The sequence below is a fragment of the Flavobacterium procerum genome (assembly GCF_042431625.1).
Lineage (GTDB): Bacteria > Bacteroidota > Bacteroidia > Flavobacteriales > Flavobacteriaceae > Flavobacterium > Flavobacterium procerum.
The window spans coordinates 316819-339443 of sequence record NZ_JBHLYW010000009.1 but is presented as its reverse complement, the minus strand read 5'-3'; the positions used below and the strand labels follow the sequence as shown (position 1 = coordinate 339443).

Genomic DNA, 22625 nt, shown 5'->3' with positions numbered 1-22625 from the left:
TTGATTATTAATAATTTGTTTTATTTTAAAAATTCAACCGAAACGTTGTTTTTTGTCAAAAGCTCATTTTCTTTTGCCAAAGCATAAGCTGTTTCGTCAAACTCGGTGCTGATGTCTTTTTTGGCTCCTACAGAAACCAGGTATTTTAGAATTACATCATCTTTAGAAGTCATTGCTGCTCTATGTAAAGCAGTTAAACCATCTTTGTTTTTAGCATTTACGTCAACTTTTAAATCGGTGATTTTTTTCAAAATGGAAACATCATTTTTAGTAATTGCTAAATGATATAAAGTATTTCCGTCTTTTTGAGCTGTAGCCAAATTTAATCCTTTGTCTTGAAGTAATTTTGCTTTAGCATCAAAAGGATCTTGTTTTGTCGTTTCTCTTTCTCTTCCTGCTGGACGATAAGACTGGACAAGATAAACACCAAGATTGTTTCCGTCTTTATCTTTTACATTCACATCTGCACCTTTAGACAAAAGCAAGCTTACAGCTTCTGGAGTTCCGTATTGTACCGCTTTTGTAAGCGCAGATTCTCCTTTTGCATTTTGAAGATTTATGTTTTTTGCCTTTGGAAGAAAAAGTTCTAAAGCAGCTATTTCTCTTGCCGAAGCAGCAGCCATAACTGGAGTGTTTCCTTCTTTATCGGCTTTGTTCACATCAACGCCTTTGTCAAGGAAATATTTGATGATTTCTGTCTGATTTGGTTTTCCAGCCAATAGATGAAGTACATTTTGTCCGGCTTTATTTTGAGCATTTGGTTTTATTTTTACTTCTTCAACCAGATATTTATAAGTTTCTATTGGAGCACTTTCTCTACGGCTTCCTTGAGCAGCAACCAAAAGAGCTTCATCTGTTGGTTTGATGCCTTTTTCAAGTAATTTTTTCAATAAAGCAATATTTCCTGATCTTGCGGCATAAGTAAAAGCAGTGTTTCCATTTGCATCAACATCTTTTAAAGACATTCCTTTAGTCGAAAAATATTCTGCAGCTTTTAAGTCTTTATCAGATGCAATTGCCAAAAGCAATAAATTAGCACCGTTTGTATATTTTTTTTTCGGATCTACACCCGCTTTAAAAAAAGCATCAAACATTGTAGGGTTGGCCTGACCGTTTGAAGCTGCAAAATCTGCAGGCATCGTTCCGTGGCTGTCTTCAAAATTTACATCAGATCCTTTAGTGATAAGGTATTGTACCAATTCTGTGTTTCCTCTATAAGCTGCCCAATGTAGGTAAATACGATTATCGTGAGTTAATTTGGTAATAGAATTTCCAGGTTGGTCTATTAGAAATTTTATGGTTTCGAAAGGAGCATCATTATTGATTGCCAGTGTAGTTACGTCAAAAGCATTTACATTGGCTTCTGCCGGATTGTTTCCTTTTGTAATTTCTGCCCTAACAGTTTCGATATTTGGAGAAGTTTTCCAGAAAGAGGCTTCTAATAATGTGTTTTTTTGCTGGGCACTTACCAATAAAGTCGCGGCTAATGCAAAAGAAACAAGTAGATTCTTTTTCATATTTGTGATGTTAATTATGGTTGTTTTGAATAATCTATGTTTAGGTATTATTTTCGTCTATTTAGAATAAATAAAAATAAAGACAAATGTAGAGATTAATCTTTTTAAACCAACAATTATTTACAGTAAATAGCCTTTTTTGCTTCGCTTTTATCAAATTTTAAGAAACGGTTAATTTCATTTTAATTATAATTTAATTTTAGCTTTTAAAGTTTAAGGGAAAAAAAGAGTTTTTTTGAGTCTTATTTTGTCCGATCAGACGATTTTTATTTTCTCAAAGGTTGCGAATTGTTAAACAAAAGTAAAAGCTGATTATGACAGTCTAAATCGGATTGTTTAAGTCTTTTGTGTAATGTTTTAATTTTGAGTGTTGCTAGTAATATATTTTATGTTATTGTAATATAGCTAATTATGCTGTTTTAATCTTAGAATGTTATTTAGAATTATTATTAATAAAGAGTATTTTTTTATTTAAAAAACCACCTCAGAATTTTCACTTTCAAAAAACAACTGTTGATAACTGTTTTTGATTTTGTCTTAAAAATGATTCCTTTTTCATGTTGATAACTTAATATTAATTTTCGGGAAACTGCTTATTCATTGTAAATTACAGCACATTGTTTTCATGTTGATAAAATTTGCTTTAAACCGGTTTTTTGAGGTTTTTAGACTGTTGATAATTGGACAGATTTTTAACATCTAAAACTGGGCGAAAGATACTTTGCGAACTAAATTTGTATGTATAGAAAAGCAAGCTTGAACATTCCCCAAAGTAAAGCAATCGTTTTTCTGCCTTAAAAAGTCACTTAAAACTCTATATATATGTCAATTTTCGATAAAAGAATCAATTATAAACCTTTTGAATATCCTGAGGTTCTGCAATTTACCGAAGCTATCAACAAAGCTTACTGGGTGCATACCGAAGTAGATTTTACCGCAGACACGCAAGATTTTCATGCTCATTTAAACCTTGCCGAAAAGACTGCAATCAAAAACAGCCTTTTGGCAATTGCACAGATTGAGGTAGCTGTAAAAAGTTTTTGGGGAAATATTTACGAACATTTCCCGAAACCAGAATTTAATGGGCTAGGAACTACTTTTGCAGAATGTGAATTCAGACATTCTGAAGCTTATTCACGTCTTCTTGAAGTTTTGGGTTATAATGACGAATTCGAAAAATTATTAGATGTTCCTGTAATCCGCAGACGTGTTGATTATTTATCGAATGTTTTAAAAGATACCAAATCTCAGGATAACAGAAAATATATGGTTTCGCTGATTTTGTTTAGCATCCTTATTGAAAATGTTTCATTGTTTAGCCAGTTTGCTATTTTATTATCTTTTACACGTTTTAAAGGATACATGAAAAACGTGAGCAATATCATTGCTTGGACTTCAATTGACGAACAGATTCATGCAAATGGAGGAATCTATATTATTAATAAAATCCGTCAAGAATTTCCAGAATATTTTGACGCCGAAACGTTACAGCTGGTTCGAGACACAGTAAAAGAGTCAATAGAAGTTGAAGCCGACATTTTGGATTGGATTTTTGAAAATGGTGCAATCGAAACTATTAATAAAGAAGATTTGGTAAACTTTATGAAATTTAGAGTTGATGAAAGTTTAAGACAAATCAATATTGAAACAATCTTTAATGTTTCGCCTCAAGATTATGCTGCTATGGCTTGGTTTGAAGAAGAAGTTTTTGCCAACAGCTTAGACGATTTCTTTGCAAAACGTCCGGTAGAATATACAAAACACGATAAAAGTATAACAGCAAACGATCTTTTCTAATACAAGCCCATACGAATTATGAATACTATAGAAACAAACCCAACAGAGAATTTAGAAATGCAAACAGAAGGAAAAATGTGGTGGAAAAACTCTGAAAGTGAGCAAATTTTAAACCGTGGTTATCTTTTAAAAGGAGAAACGGTTGAAGGTGCAATTGATAGAATTTGCACTGCTGCCGCAAAGAGACTTTATAAACCAGAATTAAAAGAATCTTTTGTTGAAATGATCGAAAGAGGGTGGATGAGTATCAGTTCTCCAGTTTGGGCAAATATGGGAACCGAGCGCGGACTTCCGATTTCTTGTTTTAACGTACACGTTCCGGATAAGATTGAAGGAATCACACATAAATTAGGAGAGGTAATCATGCAGACTAAAATTGGAGGTGGAACTTCTGGTTATTTTGGTGAATTGCGTGAGCGCGGAAGTGCCGTAACAGACAACGGAAAAAGTAGTGGAGCAGTTAGCTTCATGAAGCTTTTTGATACCGCAATGGACACTATTTCGCAAGGTGGTGTTCGTCGTGGTGCTTTTGCAGCTTATCTAGATATCGACCATCCGGATATTGAAGAATTTTTGAAAATCAAAAGTATCGGAAACCCGATTCAGAATTTGTTTACAGGAATTTGTGTACCAGATTACTGGATGCAGGAAATGATTGACGGTGATACTGATAAAAGACAGGTTTGGGCAAAAGTTCTAGAAAGCCGTCAGCAGAAAGGACTTCCTTATATTTTCTTCAGTGACAACGTAAACAAAAACAAACCTCAAGTTTACAAAGATCAGAATCTTAGAATCAACGCTAGTAATTTGTGCAGTGAAATTATGCTTCCGTCAACTCATGACGAATCATTCATTTGCTGTCTTTCTTCTATGAATTTGGAATTGTACGAAGAATGGAAAGATACTGAAGCGGTAAAACTGGCTATCTTTTTCTTAGATGCTGTTTTACAGGAATTCATCGAAAAAACAGAAGGAAATTATTATTTAACTGCAGCAAATAAATTTGCAAAAAGACACCGTGCTTTAGGTTTAGGCGTTTTAGGATGGCATTCTTACTTGCAGAAAAATATGATTCCGTTTGAAGGAATGGAAGCTAAAATGAAAACTACTGAGATTTTTAAACATATCAGCGACAAAGCCGATAAAGCAAGTCAGGAATTAGCTAGAATTTACGGAGAGCCAGAATTGCTAAAAGGTTATGGAAGACGAAATACCACAACAATGGCAATTGCTCCTACAACTTCATCTTCTGCTATTTTAGGACAAACTTCGCCTGGAATCGAACCTTTCAGCAGTAATTATTATAAAGCTGGATTGAGTAAAGGTAACTTCATGCGTAAAAACAAATACCTTAAAAAACTATTAGAAGAAAAAGGTTTAGATAACGAAGAAGTTTGGAGAGGAATCATGCTAAACGGTGGAAGCGTTCAGCATATGGAACAATTGACTCAGGAAGAAAAAGATGTTTTCAAGACATTCAAAGAAATCAGCCAATTAGAAATTGTACAGCAAGCAGGAATTCGTCAGAAATTTGTAGATCAGGGACAAAGTTTAAATCTTAATATTCCAGCAGAATTGGCTATTAAAGATGTAAATCGTCTAATGATCGAAGCTTGGCAGCAAGGAGTTAAAAGTTTGTATTACCAAAGAAGCCAAAGTGTTTCTAAAGAGTTGGTTACAAGTCTTGTTTCTTGCAGCAGCTGTGAATCATAAAATAAACAAAAGCCGAATCTCTAATTTTTTTGATTCGGCTTTTTTATTCGTACTGTTTTGTCATGTCGACGAAGGAGACATCTCCGCAAGTAACTCCGCAATCAAAAACAAAAGCCTATTTGAAATTCTCTCGCAGATTTTACAGATTTAGCAGATTTTTTTTAGAATAAATATACTCTTAAGTATTGTCATGTCGACGAAACAGACATCTCCATAAAGGTCCAAATAAAGGTTTATGCTACGAATTGCACGAATTCCCACTAACTTCCTTTTTATAATTATGCTTGAAATTAAATTCTTCACTAAAAAACTTAGTGTCTTAGTGGCTAAAAAAAATCAAACTTTAGACTTCAACCGACTCAACGTTTCCTGAGAAATATTAATATAAGAAGCGACAATCTTATTAGGGAGTCTTTTCACAATGGCAGGATTAATTTTCAAAAGCTGATTGTATCTTTCCAAAGCGTCCATAGTTGTGAATGACATTAATCGGTTTGCATTATTCACATACGCTTTTTCTAAATAATTACTGTAAAACTCTCGCCATTGCGGAATAATTTTCATTAGGTAATTGAAATCTTCATGACTAATCACTAGTAACTCTGATTTTTCAATTACCTGAATATTTTCCTGAGCAGGTTTTTTGGTTATAAAACTAACCAGAGCTGTTGCAAATTGGTTTTCAAAAGCAATATATCGAGTAACATCTTTTCCTTCTTCATTAATAAAAAAAATCCGCACACAGCCTTTTACAACAAAAAAAGTGTGTTGACTGACTTGTCCCTGCGCCAACAGTAATTCATTTTTAGTTTTCTTCAAAGGTTTGAAATAGGACAGAATCGTATTTAGATCTTCATCAGAAACGTCAATACTTTTTTTTATGTAACTGCTAAGCTCTTCGTACACCATTTTTTAGTTGTAATCTCGCACGAATTTACGGTAATAGATAATATCTTCAATAGATAAAACAATTAAATCGTGCTGTTGAGCAAAGCTGATGATCTCGTGTAGTTTTGCCATTGTGCCGTCTTCGTTCATTAATTCACACAAAACGGCTTCAGGTTGTAAACCAGCTAATTTCATTAAATCGACACTTCCTTCTGTATGCCCATTTCGTTCTAGAACGCCGTTATTGTTTGCTCTTAGCGGAAAAATATGTCCTGGCTTTGCCAAATCACTTGGTTTTGCCTTTGGATCAATAGCCGTTTTGATAGTAGTGATTCTGTCTTTTGCAGAAACGCCTGTCGTAACTCCTTTTTTGGCTTCAATTGTTACGGTAAAAGGTGTTTGAAAACTGCTTGTATTTTCTTTGACCATATAAGGAAGTTCGAGTTGATTGGCTTTTTCATTTGTTAAGCACAAACAGACAATGCCACTGCATTCACGAATCATAAGAGCCATATCCTGAATATTCATATATTGGGCAGAAAAAATTAAATCGCCTTCATTTTCTCGATTTTCGTCGTCAATTAGCAAAATTCCTTTCCCTTTTTTCAATTGGTTTAAAGCATTTTCAACTCGTTTTTGGCTTGTAATTCCGAATTGCACTAAGGGACTTATTTCTGTACTTATCATTGTATTGTATTTGAAATTATTTTTAAAATAAAATTTGAAACAAAGCTAAACTTGTCCGCAATGAAAAAGTTTGATGTAAGTCAATAAATTGCTCTTTTTTTTAATGATATTTTAATTTGGTTGTCAAAAAAACTAATTTAGTGCTCGAAATTTCAATTCCCAAAATCAATAAATACCGCCTATTAAATGGAGAATATTACCGTAATCATAATGCTGCTCTTTGGTGTTGCATTTTTAAGTCTTGTTAGTAAAAGATACAATTTTCCGATTCCGATAGTTTTGGTAATGTGCGGTGTTATTATTAGCGTGGTTCCAGGACTTCCGGTCATTGCATTGAGTCCAGAAGTTGTTTTTATTGTTTTCTTGCCGCCACTTTTGTATCACGCTGCATGGCATACAAGCTGGTCAGATTTTAAACAAACGATTCGTCCGATAACTTTGGCTGCTGTTGGTTTAGTTTTTTTCACAACAGGATTGGTTGCTATTGTGGCACATTGGCTCATAGATGATATCTCTTGGCCGTTAGCTTTTTTACTAGGCGCTATTGTTTCGCCTCCAGATGCGGTTTCGGCGACAGCAATCACTAAAGGTCTAGGATTGCATCCAAGATTAATAGCAATTCTTGAAGGCGAAAGTTTGGTAAATGACGCCAGTGGTCTTGTGGCCTACAAATATGCTTTGACAGCAATTACAGCTGGAAATTTTATTTTATGGCAAGCTGGATTAAATTTTGTCTTAATGTCGATTCTTGGTATCGGAGTTGGTCTTGTTGTTGGTTTTGTAATGTATTATATTCATAAAAGATTTGTTTGTGATGATATTATTGAGGTAACGCTCACATTGCTAACGCCTTTTGCGTCTTACCTAATTGCTGAGCATTTTCATGGTTCTGGAGTTTTGGCAGTAGTTGCAACTGGGCTTTTTTTAGCAGCTCGATCAGGTGCTATTTTTTCTCACGAAAGCCGAATCATGACCAATACGATATGGGATGTTTTGAATAATATTCTTAACGGATTGATTTTTATTTTAATCGGCCTTCAACTGCGTCAGATTATTGAGGGAATCAGTAATTATTCTGGAAATTCGCTGTTTATTTGGGGATCAGTAATCAGTATTGTTGTTATTGTTGTTCGTTTTTTGTGGGTGATTCCAGCGACTATTATTCCGAGAATGTTAAGTAAAAAAATACGCGAAAAGGAAGAGTTTGATTATCGAAACATGATTGTGTTCGGCTGGTCTGGAATGCGTGGCGTGGTTTCGATGGCCGCGGCTTTGGCGCTTCCGCTAATGTTGAATAAAACAGAAGAGTTTCCGCTCCGTAATTTGATTATTTATTTGGTTTTTTGCGTCATTCTTTCGACTTTGGTTATTCAAGGACTTACGCTTCCGTGGTTGATTAAAAAGCTGAAAATTGAGCGCTATTCTATTTTAGCAGAAGAATACGATATTCGAAATAAAATAGTTTCAGAAACGATTACGCATATCGAAGATAATTTTTCTTTATTGGATGACGAATTATTGCACAATATTAAAAGTAAATATGAAGTAAAATTTAACCGACTACAAAAAACGGAGCTTCCGGCTAACTTTTTTGGAAATGGAAAAGTATTAGGAGGACAGATTTTTAATGAGTTTACAAGAGTACAGATTGATCTATTGAATGTTGAAAGAAGTAATCTTGAAAGTATGCATAAAAAAGGATCTGTAAACGAAGAAATCTTCCGTAAGATAGAAAAAGAGTTGGATCTTGAAGAAACTCGTTTGTGGATGGAAATGTATGAAGAGTAAAATTTTAAAATTCCAATAAATCAAATTCCAAATTCCAAGATATTGCTTAGTCAAAGTTCTAAACTTCGACTAAGCTTTTTTCTTTTTAATTAAACTGGAATTTTGATCTCGCTTACAGCTAAGTTTGCACTTGCTTGTGCCATTATTTTAGAAGTGTTTTTATTGATTACTTCTGCTCTAATATTAATAATTGTTTTTCCCAATTTTGCCAAAGTAGTTTTTACAATAACCGTTTGCGCTTCAAATGCTGGATTAAAATAGTCAATGTATAAGTTGATTGTAGGATAAAACTTTTCGAGTCCTAAAACCATAAAATTTACGCCAATGCAATCATCGATCATTCCAGCTGTAACGCCTCCGTGAAGCATACCGACTGGATTTGTCATTTCTTTTCTAACCTCAAATTCAAATTCAACATTTTCTTTTTCAACAGCAATTACTTTTCCGTTTAGCCAATGTGCAAAAGGAGATGGACTTTCTGTGAAATGTTTTCCAATATAACTTTTTAAAAAATCTAGTCTGTTATTTTCCATTTTTGTACTCAATTAAGCGGTTAGTTTGAAACTATTTTTTAAGGGATTAATTAGCTTGTAAGCTGTTTTTGGAAAAAATCGACTTAAGAAATAAATTACTTTGGTATCTCCAACCCGAATAGTATAATTGTTTTTATGGATACTGCTGACTAATGCTTTTACAAGTGTTTCTGGACTTATTGTTTTAGAATCAATTCCTTTGGCCATTTCTGTTGCCACTAATGGCGGAAGCAATTCAAAGACTTTCACATTGCTTTTTGCTACTTCCAAATGATTTCTCAGCGATGCGGTGTAAAAGCGAAGCGCAGCTTTTGTAGCTGAATAAGTCGGAGCAAGATTTGAAGGGACATAACTCAAGATTGAAGTTGTATTAATAATTGCCGCTTCTGGTCTGCCTTGAAGCATTTTTAGAAATAAATTATTCAATCTTACAATCGAGATGTAATTAATATCCATTTCATAAGCTGCCATTTCGGTTATTTTATCATTTTTTTTTGCCAGATTAGCAGTAGGATTAGATACACCTGCGTTGTTGTAAAGAATATCGATTCCGCCCAAAGATTCAACAAAGTTGTAAAGTTCCTGAGCGTCATCTGGATTAGAAACATCATTCTGAACAGCAATTATTTGCGGATAAAACTTTTTCGCTTGATCTAGTTTTTCCTTGTTTCTTCCCGTCACTATTACTTTAGCTCCCTGTTCCAAAAATTGTTTTGCTGATTCTAAGCCAATACCTGATGCACCGCCAGTTATTAGTATTGTTTTTCCTTTTAAGTTCATTTTTTTCGATTTTAGAAGTCTATAATTTGTTTCGTTTATTATTATTAAATAAATTTGCTTGCATATTGCAAGTGCAAATATATTAATTACTTGCAATATGCAAGTGATTTTTTAAAACTATTTTTATGGCTAGTACAAAAAAAAGATCAGAATGTCCAATTAGTACATCTTTAGAAATTTGGGGAGATAAGTGGTCGTTACTCATTATCAGGGATTTGATGTTTAATAAACAATGTACTTATGGCGATTTTTTAAAATCAGAAGAGAAGATTGCAACCAATATTCTGGCGAGCAGACTTTTGGTTTTGGAAGAAAACAATATAATTGATAAGCTGGAACATCCAGATAGTAAAGCAAAAGTTCTGTATCAATTGACCGAAAAAGGAATCGAGTTGTTTCCTGTTTTGGTAGAAATTAGTTTATGGGCAGAGAAATACTATGATATTCCTAAAGAAAGAGAAGTTATCATTGCTAAGGCCAAAAAAAATAAGAGTGAGTTTATTGAGAAAACAATGAAGAAGATGAAGGAAGAATTGTAAATTATTTTTTATTTTGAATGTACATCCCTCTAAACGAAGTCGAAAAGTAGCTTAAACTAGAATATTTAAACATATTGAGCATGTGTTTTTCGACTTCGCTCGACAAGAGATTGAAATTATAAAGCGTATCTATTAATTATTAAATGACTCCTATTTTTTGCATTAAGAAAGTCGCGCTTTTATTTTTGCAGATTCCATCTCTTAGTTTATAATCAAAGTGAAGTTCGTTGTTCTGAATTTCAACTTCAAAACATTGATTTTTTAATTTTTCAGGATACTCGTTAGTAGTAAGGCAAACTTCGATATCGTGAGTTGCAATTGCGCCAACGGCATTTTTAGAAATGATTTTCTTAACGACTTCAATTGTTCCGTTTCGTTTGTCATCTGAGTTTGTTCCTCTTAAAATCTCGTCTAATAGTACAAAAGCCGGCTTTTGGTCTAAGGCATTCATTATTTGTTTTAAACGTTTGATTTCTGCGAAAAAATACGATTCGCTATCCGATAGAGAATCAGATAAACGCATTGAAACTAATACTTCAAGCGGATGTATCTTAGCCTTTGAAGCACAAACAACAGATCCTATTCCGCCTAATACCATGTTAATTCCCAAGCTTCGTAAAAAGGTGCTTTTTCCTGACATATTTGAACCCGTTAAAATTACAAACTGTTGTGGATGGAAATAAGCATCGTTTCCGATTCTTGTTTTCGGATTTAGAAGCGGATGACTTAGATTTTCAAATTCAATTTTGTATTCAGAATTTATTTCAGGAAAGATAAAATCATTATTGTTATAAGACAGATTAGCAAGGCTATTAAGCATTTCTATTTCACCAATTACTGCAATCCATTCAAGAAGTTGTGGCGCATGTTTTTCTTTCCATTTTAAAAGCGCTTTCAAAACATGAAGATTGAATAAAAATGTACCATTGAATAATGTTGCTGTAACAAAATTATTGATGGTGTCCATTCGTGAAAACAATTCAGACAATTGCTTTAACTGCTGGCTCGCTTTGGTTTTATTATCAATTAACTGGTGTTGTAAATCAATAAGCTTTTTAGATGTAAAAGTCTCGCTTTCTATTTTTTCGATTAATAAACCATAATGCTTGATAATTTTATCAATATTATCGGCTTTGGCAATTTCAGACTGGATTTTCTTTAATGCGGTTCCCATAATAATTAAATTCCCTATAAAGACATAACTAATAGAGGATAACAAGGCATTATTTAAAGTAAAAAAGTAAGTAATTAGAATTGCAAAAAACAAAATCGGAAAAGCAAAAGAAATTACAAGTATTGTTTTAGATAATGTACTGTTCTTAGCAGAAATCCAATTAGTTATGGCTTCAAATGATTGTTTTGAGTCATCACTGATTATAGCTAAAGCCAAAAACTCCTGACGCCAGTCAAATTTTTCTTTTAGCTCGTTTACAGCTTTTTGGTTTTCTAGGATTTTAGTTTCCGGAAGTATCTTGAGAAGTTGTTCAGCAAGTGTTTTTTTTCCAGTAAAAGTAGCGGTTCTGTTTAGGCTTTGAAATAAAGAATGCTCACCAAAAACATCTAAATCGTAAGCATAAGGATGATGAAAATCTATAAATTCGGTTCCGTTTTCAAAAACTGTTTTTTCTCTTTTTAGGAATGATATTTCGTTTTCATTAATTTTTACTAGAGTAGAAGCGAACAGTTTTTTAAATGAAATCTTGGAATGGATTTTCATCAAAAAAATAAAACCAACAAAAGAGATAAGAGCACTTGCGGCGTATAATATTTCACTTGTTTTGATATAGTTAAAAACAAAAAACAAAAAAAGAAAAATACTTAAAATGCGCAATAAACTTATGCTGTTGTATCTTTTGTTGGTTTTAGAATAAAGGTCTAAATACTGTGCTGTTTTTTCCTGATATATTTTCATTGTACTAATTTGATGACGCACAAATATAGTCGGAAACAAACAAATTCATTAATTTATACAGGTAGTTTTTTAGTCTTCGTGCATGACTAATACAGGTATTGGAACCTCTTTGGAGATTTTTTTTGTAAAACTGCTGTCAAAAAGACTCTCAAAAAAAGAACGTTTATGTGTAATTGTGGTTAAGATGTCAATGTCTTTGTATAGAATAAAATCTAAAATCGTTTCTTTGACATCATCGCTAGGAAGCACAAGGAACTCCACATTTTCAGTTGCAAATTCTTTATCCCATTCTTTAATTGTGGTGTCCAAAACATCAGATCCTGAGGTTTTAACGTAAAGGCTTTTTACCTTGGCATTTGTTTTTTTAGCGATTTTTAGAATTTTCTTTAATTCTTTTTTGTCTTTTTCGCGGTATTTGGTTGTAAAGCCTATTGTCTTTATTTTTTTGTAAGCTGCCTCGGCTGGAACACATAAAACGGGCACATCTACTCCAGAAATAACCGAGTTTGTATTAGATCCAGTAAAGAATTTTGTCCAATCAGAAGCTCCTGTCGTTCCCATGATGACAAAATCAATTTGATCTTCTTCAACTGCATTTTTAAGATTGTAGATTAGGTCGCCGTCCATTAAACGGTGTTTTATTACGATATCGTCAAGTTTTCGTTCTGCAGCAATTGTTCTCAGTTTTGGAATTTCATCTTTAAACATTTCAAATTTAGCTAATTCTATAGAGCTGTAAATCGCTGCGTAATTTTCTGGAAAAAACTGGCTGTCGTAAACCGGAATTTCGAATGTATGAAGCAAGATCAATTCGGCATTCACAATTTTGGCAAATTCGAGCGCATGCACAAAAGCATTTGTGGCGGCATCTGAGAAATCGGTGGGGAATAATATCTTTTTCATAGTTATTAGAATTAAGGTTTGTCTCTCAAATTTACTCATTATAGGCCTAAAACAACCTGATAATTATCAGTATTTTAACACTTAATGATTTGTTAATACAGTGTTTTTTTCAATTTTATTTTTCGTTTTCTAGTTATTTGAGTCAGAATAATTTTTAGGCTTTTTTTGTACCTTTGTAGCATGATAAATCAAGATTCTATAGTTGCTTTGGCTACACCTTCGGGAGCCGGAGCTATCGCAATAATTCGAATTTCAGGAAACGATGCCATCACAATTGGTAATTCAGTTTTTAAATCTATTAAAAACAAAGATTTAACCAAACAGAAAACTCACACACTTCATTTAGGGCATATTGTTGATCAAGCAAAGACATTTGATGAAGTTTTGGTTTCGGTATTTAAAGGTCCAAATTCCTATACGGGCGAGGATACAATCGAAATTTCCTGTCACGGTTCAACTTACATTCAACAGCAGATTATTCAGCTTTTGCTTCGAAAAGGATGCAGAATGGCTGATGCAGGCGAATTTACACTTCGCGCTTTTTTAAATGGAAAACTTGATTTATCGCAGGCAGAAGCGGTCGCTGATTTGATTTCGTCTGACAATGAGGCTTCACATCAAATTGCCATGCAGCAAATGCGTGGCGGATTTAGTAATGAAATAGCAAAACTTCGAGAAGAGCTTTTAAATTTTGCATCACTAATTGAACTTGAATTAGACTTTGCAGAAGAAGATGTAGAATTTGCAGACCGAACACAGTTTCACGAATTACTAAACCGCATTGAATTTGTTTTAAAACGTTTAATTGATTCGTTTGCTGTTGGAAATGTGATCAAGAACGGAATTCCTGTAGCAATTGTTGGTGAACCGAATGTTGGTAAATCGACTTTATTGAATGCGCTTTTAAACGAGGAAAGAGCGATAGTTTCTGATATTGCAGGAACAACACGTGATACTATTGAAGATGAACTGGTAATTGGTGGAATTGGTTTTAGATTTATTGATACTGCTGGAATACGTGATACTAAAGATGTGGTAGAAAGTATCGGAATCAAAAAGACTTTTGAAAAAATAGAGCAGGCCCAGGTTGTAATTTATTTGTTTGATGGATTAAAATTCCAAACCTCAAGTACTGAATTTGTGAATGAAATCGAACAGATTAAGAATAAATATCCGCTTAAACCGCTAGTTATTGTAGTAAATAAAAAAGATGCTTTGTCGACTGATGAAGTGCAGCATATTAGTTCTAAACTTGAAAATCTAAATGCCAAACTTCTTTTGATTTCTGCTAAAGAAAAAATAGGAGTAGAAGATTTAAAGAATGAATTGTTGTCTTTTGTGAATACGGGAGCGCTTCGAAATAACGAAACAATTGTTACCAATACAAGACATTACGATTCGTTATTAAAAGCTTTAGATGAAATTCAGAAAGTCAAATTCGGATTAGAATCAGGTCTTTCCAGCGATCTTATGGCACTTGATATTCGAGAGGCTTTATATCAATTTGGGCTTATAACAGGTCAAGTTTCAAATGATGAATTATTGGGTAATATTTTTGCTAATTTCTGCATCGGCAAATAGAGGACGCAAAGAAACACAAAGTAAAAACAAGTAAAATAGCTAAAATGTTGGTAATTAACATTTTGGCTATTTTTTTTATGGTTTATTTTTTGGAATATTTGGTCTTATTCGGTTCAAATCTGTACCTTATTTGTACCTCGGAATTCCGAGGTACAAATAAGGTACAAATAAGACATAAATTTATGCTTTATACGCATTTTTTATATTGCGAATTTTTGGTCAAGAAGTTAGCAAAAATATTTTAAACAACCACATCGTTAGTTATGTGTCCAAAGATATTTCTGTAGAATATTTTAGACAGAAAATGCGTTTGGGAAATGAATTGCGGCAGTTTAAAGAGCTTTGAATTAATGTAGGAAACCTAAACTTTAAAATTATGAGTTCAAACATTAGGATTACCAAAGTCTGCCAGTTCTGCAATAATGAATTTATGGCAAAAACAATCAAAACAAGATTCTGCTCCCTTGCCTGCGAGAGCAGGGACTACAAAAAAAGGAGCAGGGAAAATAAAAAAGAGGCAGAAAGACTGCAAAGGGAATTGATTAATAATGCTGATATTCAAAGGCTTGGAGAACTTGACTTTCTCAGCATTGATGAAGCTAGTATTTTTATAGGAATAAGCAGAAGGACCCTTTACAGAGCCATATCTAGAAAAGAACTTAAGGCAGGTAAGTTTGGTTCAAGAACTTTTATCGAGCGGTCAGATATCGCTCAGTTTGTAGAAAATATGCATCAAAGCTGTACAGACGAAGGAGCCGAAAGGATATTTCCTGGAATTGAAAACTGCTATACAATGTCCGAAGCGCAGATAAAATTTAAGGTTTCCCCTTCTGCTTTATGTGGTATACTGAAGAGAAAGGGAATCCTGAAATACAATGTAGGTAAGTTTGTGTATGCTGCCAAGAGAGATTTAGATGAATTATTTAACATTGAGCGCCATGAGTAAAAGTATCGTAACACTTAGAAAAAAAACTATTTCTCAGGGGAGGATGTCTCTTTATTTAGATTTTTATCCTCCTGTATGGAATGCGGCAACTAATGATTATACCAGACGCGAGTTTTTAAAAATCTACGTATATCAAAAACCAGTCGACCAGTTCCAAAAAATGGCCAATACCGAAAATCTGCATACTGCCGAACTAATACGTGCAAGGAGGCAGAATGAAATCAATAAGACTGAAATTTATTCTTCATTTGAAAAAGAGCAGTTGAAGGTTCTTGCAGTGGGAAGAGAATCTTTTCTCCAATACTATAAAAATTTGGGCGAGAAAAAGATCGGCAACAATTTATCAATATGGTCTTGTGCTATTATCCATTTTGAGGCCTTTTTAAAGGGCAGGGATTTAACATTTAAAGAGGTGACGGTTTCTTTAATTGAAGATTACAGGGATTATCTTTTAAAAGCCAAAAGTTTAAGAAAGAATAAGAAGCAGCTCTCACGCAATACAGCGTTGTCTTATTATAATAAGATTAAAACTACTTTAAAAGCAGCCTATAAAGATGATAAGCTGAAAACAGATATTAATGCAAAGATAGGATCGATAAAGGAAATGGAATCACAGCGGAATTTTATGACTATGGAAGAAACCCGAAGGCTGTTTGCAACACCGTGCCCGAAGTTGATTGTCCGAAGGATTTCGATGTTTTCGGTACTTACGGGCGTAAGGTATTCCGATATTGCCAAGCTGACCTGGTCAGAACTGCACTATATTAAGGGGGATGGCCACTATATCATTTTCAGGCAGAAGAAAACAGAAGGTACGGCATCCATACCGATCTCCGATGAAGCTTTCGAACTGCTTGGCAAGAGACGGGGAGAAAACGAGAAGGTATTTAAAGATTTAAATAAGTGGGATGTTGACCGTACGCTTCCTGTATGGGTGGCATTGTCAGGTATCAATAAGCATATTACCTTTCACTGTTTCAGGCATACTTATGCTACATTACAGCTGACGGCTGGAACTGATATTTTTACCATATCTAAAATGCTTGGTCATAAGAGTGTTAAGACAACGCAGATATATGCGAAGGTAATTGACCAGAAGAAAAGGGACGCAGCAGGCAGAATTTCTTTAGAATAAAGTTTTTTCTTTAGCAATTTTTTTACGCTTTACCCCAATAGAGGTAAGGCGTTTTTTATTTTTTTTTATTAAATGATTTTTAGATTTTTTAGAAATTATTATTCAAAAAATTGCAGGTTTTACAATAGGTTATCTTTTTAGTTGGACTCTTTGGCTTTATTTTCTTGTTTTTAATTTCGAGATTTTCATGTAAAGCTTCTTCTTTTGTAATTTTATTAGTTTCCGGATCTTCTAAGATTTTTTTAACGCTAATTCCAGCTATTAAACTAAGAAATGACAATATTTCGGTTGCTTGTGTAAGACTAACATCCATTCCTTCGTCAGTTAACATTTTTAGCGCTTTTTCAGGTGTGATTTTTCCAGTATGATTTTGATTAAATTCCATTTTTTACTTTTTTATATTTTTTTTTTTTTTTTTTTTTAAAATTAATGTAAAGATAATCAATTGTTTATGTGGTTTTAGGAAGTGGTTTATTTTGTCCTGTTGGGGGACCCCAACGGGACAAATTTCAACATTTTTTTTGGATGATTTGAAGAAATTGGCTTATTATATGTAGTTATCTGTCTTCCAGTGGCTTTGTAAATTTGGTTTAGATGTCCTGTTGGGGATTGGTGTAAAAAAATATAAAAACTCAATTTGTTTGCGGTATTAATTTGGGAGACAATCCTACAATTATTATAAAGTATTTGAAAATATTGTTATACTTAAGGCAGAATTGTCTTTCATTGGCTCTATGAATTACCGTCTGGGATTTTAAAATAAATTTATTTGATTTTCGAAATCTTTTTGAACAAAATGATTATTTATTTGGTTAAATAAGTCTTCCTCAAATTTTGTAGTAAAAATTTCATAATTAAATAGCAAAAATTTTTCCACATTCGTCTAAGCTTTTTGCGAGAGAAAAAGTATGAAGTCCATACTTATTGATTGTTGTTTGACCGGAGTTAAAAATTGGTTTACTTCTATAATGTTGATCAATATTTTTTGTTGAAAGGAAACAAGAAGTTTCTTCAGAATAAAAACAAAATTAGTGTATTTTTGCATTTATAAACAAATTGGCAACCTTGAAAAAGTATATTATCATAGTACTTTGTAGTCTAATTTTTCTTCCCTCTTTGGGAAGCATGTTTGTATATGCTTCATTTAAACTAAATCAGCAGGAAATTGCCAAAACAATCTGTGTACAGCGCAAACAGATTTTTAACTCTTGTAATGGTCGATGTGAACTGCAAAAAAGTCTTAAAAAATATTCTGATAACGAAAAACAAATGCAGGACAGTCTTAAAGAAAAAGTAGAGATTGTCTATATCTGCAACTCTGAAGTAAACTTTACTTTTTTACCTCCTGTAGGATATCACAAAAATGTTTTTGCTTTTTTAAGCAGCAAACCAATTGGAATTTCCTCTGCTACTTTTCGCCCGCCCGCCACTAATTTATACATCTAAATTTCTTTTCAAATTCATTAAGAAAAATTTGTCATTGCCTTTTGCAACTTGACAATACGGCTATTGATATGAACTAAGTTGATTTTTATGTATTCATTTATTCTTAATAAGATAAAAGATTAACATAGAAAATTTAAAAGTTTTGGTCAGTTGGCTTTATGAAGTCATATCCTCATCAACCTACAACAACAACTTTATTTAGCGTTGTTTGTTATAGGCTTTGCAATATCCTTATTTGAAAAACCCAATAGACTTTATTGATGAATCTTCATTGAAATTATACATGCAAACAAGTCAGCAGTTTATAACATAATCTGCTTGATTAAATATTTAAATAATAAAAAAATGAAAAAAATAGCTTTGATTCTTTTGTATTCTCTACTTGTAATATCATGTGAGAAAGCTCAGGAGAAACTTCCAATATTAGGAAATCCAATAGTAAAAGGAAATGAAACGCAGTATCCGCGTATCAAAGACTTTTCGTTTACGAATCAGGATAGTCTGAAAATTACCAATAATACTTTTGACGACAAGATTTATATAGCCGATTTTATTTTTCTTTCCTGCCCTTCAATCTGCCCGAAAATGAACACACAACTTAAAAAAGTGTATGATGTTTACAAAACTAATAACGAGGTATTGTTTCTCTCGCATACCATTGATCCTGATCATGACACAATACCGCGCCTTAAAGCTTATACGGTGGATCACGACATAAAAAAGAACTGGCATTTTGTTACGGGAAACAGAGACAGTATTTATAAAATTGCAACCGAAAGCTACTTTGCAACGGCATATCCGGATAAAAATGAGCCAGGAGGTTTTGTGCATAGCGGCGGATTTCTGCTTATAGATAAAGACAGGCACGTTCGTGGGGTTTATGATGGCACAAATCCAAAGGAAACCACAAGACTAATTGTTGATGTGAAAACTCTTTTAGAAGAAAGTGAGGCCAAATAACAGTCTACTGATGAAAAAATACATCACTTTATTTATTCTTATGCTGCTCGCCTTTCAAAATGCAGGCAGTATTTGGATTATTGGTGATTTTTATATCAATCAGGATTATATTGCCAAAAATTTGTGTATCAACAGGTTTGATACCATTCCGGTTTGCAATGGAAAATGTTATCTGGAGAATAAATTAAAAATAGAGCAGAACAAGGAACAGAAATATCCAACGGTTACCTATAAAGAAGTACAGCTGTTTTTGCAGCATCCAGATCAGTTTTCATTCAAAGCAGTGCGCTTTGTCTTTAAAAAAAAGTATCCCGCACTGCAGAGCAAAAGTCAAAATTCAGATTACATTTTTTCGATTTACCATCCTCCCAGATGGGGTTAATATTCTCGTTTTAGTATTAATCATAAAATCAAAAAAATGCAAATATCAGAAATACCGGACCGCAACCTGAGTCTATTCACAGGTGATGAGAGTCATTTCTGGATGGATAAAACGGCTAACCTGCTGCAGCGTTTTCCTTTTTTGGAATATCCTCACAGGCAGGATTTCTTCATGCTTCTCTTTATTGATGATGCAGAAGGGGAAATTAGTATTGACAATCAGAAAATCCGTCTCGATAGTGCCAAGGTCATCGTTATAAAGCCCCGCTGCATTAGTTCTATTGACATTAACAGAAAGGCCAAAGGAAAAATTATCTGTTTCACAGAAGATTTTTTCTCCCTGCGTTACAACAATAACATTTTAGACCAGTTTTCATTTCTTGATGATACCTCTAAGTTATTTGTCAGGCTTAGTGAAGAGGAAGCAGACAAGTGGGAATATCTGCTTGAAATATTTTTCAAAGAGTTTAATCTGCATCGCAGAGAATCTGCAAAAGTGCTTCGATCGTATCTTAATATTCTGCTTTTCGATTTGGAACGGCTTTATGATCCCTCAGGGTTTGTGGTAAACAATTCACCTAAACAGCAGAAAATAAAAGAATTTGAGAAACTCATCGATAAAGATTTTAAAATTAAAAAAATGCCTGCCGCTTATGCGGACCTGCTCAATGTAACTCCGAATTATCTGAACAAGATATGCAAGGAAGTAACCAATTATACAGCAGGTGATTTGATACGAAAGCGTATCGTAATAGAAGCACAGCGACTTATTCATTTTACCAATTATTCTATAAATGAAATTGCTGATCAGCTCGGTTTTGAAAATGCGTCCTATTTTATTACTTTTTTTAAAAGACAGACAAACAAGACACCCGAGCAGTTCCGCAGATTATCAAACCAGTAAAAAATAAAAAATAGGAAATAATAAAATTTTAATACTATTATGAAAAAAATCCTTCTAATTGCCGCTATTACTGCTGTGTTAAGCTGTAATAAAAAAGAGGAAAAAGCACATCCTCATGATCATCCTCATACTATGGAATCTGAAACAATGTATAAAGATCCTAAAAATCCGCTCAATAAATTAACCTATGCCAGCAACATAGACTTTAGCTGTAATATGGATGTCAGCAAGTATGGCGTTAGTGATACTGTTACATATAAAGGGAAATTATACGGTTTTTGTTCAACGGTATGTAAAGATGACTTTATGAAAAAACCAGATGAATATCTGGCAAAAAATCAGAAGTAATTTTTCTTGATAATTTTAGGAAAAAAAGGCTGAAAAAATTTGATTTTTTCAGCCTTCTTAATTATTATTGACTATTTGCTATGATTTTATTTATTGGTTTTAGTCAGGTCAAAGTTTAAATTAGTATTCAAAATTACTCCGTTATTGTTCTGAAAAACATTTTGACCCTCTATCTGCCTTCCTAACTGTACAGTTTGATTTAGATAACCACCTTCAATTCTAATGTTTTTATTAAACCTATAGCCTAATAAAATTCCAATTCTGTTTTGATCAAAAACGTTCATATTAACATTTTTCCCAAATCCAATAAAAATTTCGTCATAAAAAGCTAAATAGGGTGTTTTGTCTTTTATCTCATTTCCTTTTAAAGGCACCTGAACTCTAATCATATATCGAATTCGGTTTAAGAGCGGAAATTCATCTTCTGTTGTCTCATTGATGGAACTGTACCTGCCAACAAATCTTTGTTCTAACATAAATCTATGGGATAAATCAACAATTCCTTCTTTGTGACTTAGCTGTACCATTTCAAAAATCCTATGTTCTGTAAAATCTCTGCCCATGCCATTTAGGGGTATTTCTCCATAAGGATAGGTTTCGATCCAGCCATAACCAACCCGGAACTGCATTCTTGAATTTAAATTATAATTTAGGCCCACTCTTAATAAACTTTGCTGCCATTCGGTAATGGTTTCATTTCTGCGCCATTGGTATTCAGTATGTATTCCAAATTTTTCTGAGATTTTGAATGTTCCAAAAAAATTATACCATCCAATGCTGTTATTGGTAGTAATACGATTATTCTGCGCGATTACGTATTGTATACCGCCAATTACAAAAACGAGTATTAGTACATAATTTTTCTTGTTCATTATTTTAAGAATTCAAGGGTTCCGTCTGTCAAATTGTAAAACACACCTACAATTTTTATCTGTCCTTCATCTTCCATTTCTTTAAGAATTGGACTTTTTTTACGAATTTGATCCATAGCATAAAGCACGTTGTTTTCTGAAACGTGTTTTACAAATTTATCATTTTTAGATGTTTTTTCACCATTAAAATCCTGACTCATTGCTACAGCTGGTTTTATTTTTGAAAGCATGGCAGTTATATTTCCCAATTTTACATCATCGATAGCACCTTTTATAGCGCCGCAATGCTGGTGTCCCATCACTAAAACCAGTTTTGCGCCTGATACCTTACAAGCAAATTCTATACTGCCCAGTAAATCTTCATTTACAAAATTTCCGGCTACTCGTCCCACAAAAATATCACCCAATCCCTGATCAAATACGTCTTCTACTGGTACTCGGCTGTCCACGCAACTTAATACAACAGCTTTTGGGAACTGGCCCGGTGCCGATTTTCGGGCTTGTTTACTATGGTCGCGAACCGTAGTTACACCGCTTTGAAATCGTTTGTTTCCTGCTATAAAATCCTCTAAGATAGCATCAGGTGTAAGTCGGGTTTGCTCTTCCTTCGTCATTACATGAGACACTACCGGTTTTAAATCTTCTGCAGGAATAGAAGTTGAATTTGATTTTTCTGTTTTTGTACCATTGTTGCAAGAAACCAATAATAATACTGCTGTGCAAAGCATTACTAATGATCTGAGTTGATTGTCCATTTCTTTGTTTTAGATTAAGTGTGCCTACTTTGTAAAACGGTGTTCAGCATGTCCGTTTATTATTTTTTATACTGTTATATAAAACAGTAAAAGAGGTTTTTTCCCTACCTGAAAGCTGTCCGTAAATTTAATTTTTTTCCTGAAGTGTAAAGAGGCAGCCCCTTTAATCCTTGTATTAGGATAGTTTAGAGATACAAAATTACCTGAATTCAAACAAGTTACGTTAATTAAAATAGCAGA

The 22625-nt window shown here is 33.4% G+C and carries 22 protein-coding genes; 12 read left to right on the top strand and 10 right to left on the bottom strand.

From position 1 onward, the window contains the following. Positions 1 to 20: 20 nt before the first annotated feature. Positions 21 to 1517 (bottom strand): ankyrin repeat domain-containing protein, encoded by a 1497-nt coding sequence (locus ACFFLS_RS12935; RefSeq protein ID WP_379681997.1) that lies wholly within the window; start codon positions 1515 to 1517, stop codon positions 21 to 23. Between the two features lie 822 nt (positions 1518 to 2339). Between ACFFLS_RS12935 and ACFFLS_RS12930 the strand changes: the two genes are divergently transcribed. After that, positions 2340 to 3314, top strand: a complete 975-nt coding sequence (locus ACFFLS_RS12930; protein ID WP_379681996.1) for a ribonucleotide-diphosphate reductase subunit beta — start codon at positions 2340 to 2342, stop codon at positions 3312 to 3314. 18 nt (positions 3315 to 3332) lie between these two features. Then, positions 3333 to 5027, top strand: a complete 1695-nt coding sequence (locus ACFFLS_RS12925) for a ribonucleoside-diphosphate reductase subunit alpha (protein WP_379681995.1) — start codon at positions 3333 to 3335, stop codon at positions 5025 to 5027. A gap of 336 nt (positions 5028 to 5363) precedes the next feature. Here the strand turns inward: ACFFLS_RS12925 and ACFFLS_RS12920 are convergent, their stop codons facing one another. Continuing rightward, on the bottom strand, positions 5364 to 5936 hold the full coding sequence (locus tag ACFFLS_RS12920) for a Crp/Fnr family transcriptional regulator (RefSeq protein WP_379681994.1): 573 nt from the start codon (positions 5934 to 5936) through the stop codon (positions 5364 to 5366). Positions 5937 to 5939: 3 nt separating this feature from the next. After that, a complete protein-coding gene (gene ribB / locus ACFFLS_RS12915) occupies positions 5940 to 6602 on the bottom strand; it encodes a 3,4-dihydroxy-2-butanone-4-phosphate synthase (RefSeq protein ID WP_379681993.1) in 663 nt (220 codons plus the stop codon). A gap of 186 nt (positions 6603 to 6788) precedes the next feature. On the opposite strand from ribB, the gene ACFFLS_RS12910 reads away from it, so the two are divergent. Further along, positions 6789 to 8390 carry a Na+/H+ antiporter gene (locus ACFFLS_RS12910; RefSeq protein WP_379681992.1) on the top strand — a complete coding sequence of 534 codons (1602 nt, stop codon included), beginning with the start codon at positions 6789 to 6791 and terminating at the stop codon, positions 8388 to 8390. 89 nt (positions 8391 to 8479) lie between these two features. Here ACFFLS_RS12910 and ACFFLS_RS12905 read toward each other — a convergent pair whose 3' ends face one another. Together ACFFLS_RS12905 and ACFFLS_RS12900 are read right to left on the bottom strand one after the other, a co-directional pair. Further along, positions 8480 to 8923 carry a PaaI family thioesterase gene (locus tag ACFFLS_RS12905; protein WP_379681991.1) on the bottom strand — a complete coding sequence of 148 codons (444 nt, stop codon included), beginning with the start codon at positions 8921 to 8923 and terminating at the stop codon, positions 8480 to 8482. Between the two features lie 12 nt (positions 8924 to 8935). Next, positions 8936 to 9703: an SDR family oxidoreductase gene (locus tag ACFFLS_RS12900; protein ID WP_379681990.1), complete on the bottom strand. Its 768-nt coding sequence runs from the start codon at positions 9701 to 9703 to the stop codon at positions 8936 to 8938. A gap of 125 nt (positions 9704 to 9828) precedes the next feature. Here ACFFLS_RS12900 and ACFFLS_RS12895 point away from each other — a divergent pair, with 125 nt between their 5' ends. Then, the gene (locus ACFFLS_RS12895) at positions 9829 to 10242 is read left to right on the top strand and encodes a winged helix-turn-helix transcriptional regulator (protein ID WP_379681989.1); all 414 of its coding nucleotides are present in this window, start codon (positions 9829 to 9831) and stop codon (positions 10240 to 10242) included. Between the two features lie 139 nt (positions 10243 to 10381). Here ACFFLS_RS12895 and ACFFLS_RS12890 read toward each other — a convergent pair whose 3' ends face one another. Both ACFFLS_RS12890 and ACFFLS_RS12885 read right to left on the bottom strand, forming a co-directional pair. Next, on the bottom strand, positions 10382 to 12154 hold the full coding sequence (locus tag ACFFLS_RS12890; protein ID WP_379681988.1) for a MutS-related protein: 1773 nt from the start codon (positions 12152 to 12154) through the stop codon (positions 10382 to 10384). Positions 12155 to 12223: 69 nt separating this feature from the next. After that, positions 12224 to 13057 carry a universal stress protein gene (locus tag ACFFLS_RS12885; protein WP_379681987.1) on the bottom strand — a complete coding sequence of 278 codons (834 nt, stop codon included), beginning with the start codon at positions 13055 to 13057 and terminating at the stop codon, positions 12224 to 12226. A gap of 180 nt (positions 13058 to 13237) precedes the next feature. Here ACFFLS_RS12885 and mnmE point away from each other — a divergent pair, with 180 nt between their 5' ends. The 3 genes from mnmE (at position 13238) to ACFFLS_RS12870 (ending at position 16719) form a co-directional block, all read left to right on the top strand. Continuing rightward, a complete protein-coding gene (gene mnmE / locus ACFFLS_RS12880) occupies positions 13238 to 14638 on the top strand; it encodes a tRNA uridine-5-carboxymethylaminomethyl(34) synthesis GTPase MnmE (protein WP_379681986.1) in 1401 nt (466 codons plus the stop codon). A gap of 376 nt (positions 14639 to 15014) precedes the next feature. Then, a complete protein-coding gene (locus ACFFLS_RS12875; protein ID WP_379681985.1) occupies positions 15015 to 15584 on the top strand; it encodes a helix-turn-helix domain-containing protein in 570 nt (189 codons plus the stop codon). Continuing rightward, positions 15577 to 16719: a site-specific integrase gene (locus tag ACFFLS_RS12870; protein WP_379681984.1), complete on the top strand. Its 1143-nt coding sequence runs from the start codon at positions 15577 to 15579 to the stop codon at positions 16717 to 16719. The genes ACFFLS_RS12875 and ACFFLS_RS12870 overlap by 8 nt, the downstream gene beginning before the upstream one ends. 88 nt (positions 16720 to 16807) lie before the next feature. Here the strand turns inward: ACFFLS_RS12870 and ACFFLS_RS12865 are convergent, their stop codons facing one another. Continuing rightward, a complete protein-coding gene (locus ACFFLS_RS12865; protein WP_379681983.1) occupies positions 16808 to 17104 on the bottom strand; it encodes a hypothetical protein in 297 nt (98 codons plus the stop codon). A 680-nt stretch (positions 17105 to 17784) separates the two neighbouring features. Here ACFFLS_RS12865 and ACFFLS_RS12860 point away from each other — a divergent pair. The 5 genes from ACFFLS_RS12860 to ACFFLS_RS12840 all read left to right on the top strand — a co-directional run bounded on the left by ACFFLS_RS12860 (position 17785) and on the right by ACFFLS_RS12840 (position 20758). Further along, complete coding sequence (locus ACFFLS_RS12860) at positions 17785 to 18165, top strand: hypothetical protein (protein WP_379681982.1); 381 nt, start codon at positions 17785 to 17787, stop codon at positions 18163 to 18165. Between the two features lie 345 nt (positions 18166 to 18510). Continuing rightward, positions 18511 to 19125: an SCO family protein gene (locus tag ACFFLS_RS12855; RefSeq protein WP_379681981.1), complete on the top strand. Its 615-nt coding sequence runs from the start codon at positions 18511 to 18513 to the stop codon at positions 19123 to 19125. A 10-nt stretch (positions 19126 to 19135) separates the two neighbouring features. After that, positions 19136 to 19507: a hypothetical protein gene (locus tag ACFFLS_RS12850; protein ID WP_379681980.1), complete on the top strand. Its 372-nt coding sequence runs from the start codon at positions 19136 to 19138 to the stop codon at positions 19505 to 19507. Positions 19508 to 19543: 36 nt separating this feature from the next. Then, positions 19544 to 20410 (top strand): AraC family transcriptional regulator, encoded by an 867-nt coding sequence (locus ACFFLS_RS12845; protein ID WP_379681979.1) that lies wholly within the window; start codon positions 19544 to 19546, stop codon positions 20408 to 20410. Positions 20411 to 20449: 39 nt separating this feature from the next. Further along, positions 20450 to 20758: a YHS domain-containing protein gene (locus ACFFLS_RS12840; protein ID WP_253784787.1), complete on the top strand. Its 309-nt coding sequence runs from the start codon at positions 20450 to 20452 to the stop codon at positions 20756 to 20758. An 86-nt stretch (positions 20759 to 20844) separates the two neighbouring features. Here the strand turns inward: ACFFLS_RS12840 and ACFFLS_RS12835 are convergent, their stop codons facing one another. Beyond that, positions 20845 to 21630, bottom strand: a complete 786-nt coding sequence (locus ACFFLS_RS12835; protein WP_379681978.1) for a DUF2490 domain-containing protein — start codon at positions 21628 to 21630, stop codon at positions 20845 to 20847. Next, the gene (locus tag ACFFLS_RS12830; RefSeq protein ID WP_379681977.1) at positions 21630 to 22385 is read right to left on the bottom strand and encodes a carbonic anhydrase family protein; all 756 of its coding nucleotides are present in this window, start codon (positions 22383 to 22385) and stop codon (positions 21630 to 21632) included. Before ACFFLS_RS12830 ends, ACFFLS_RS12835 begins: the two co-directional genes overlap by 1 nt. Between the last annotated feature and the right edge of the window lie 240 nt (positions 22386 to 22625).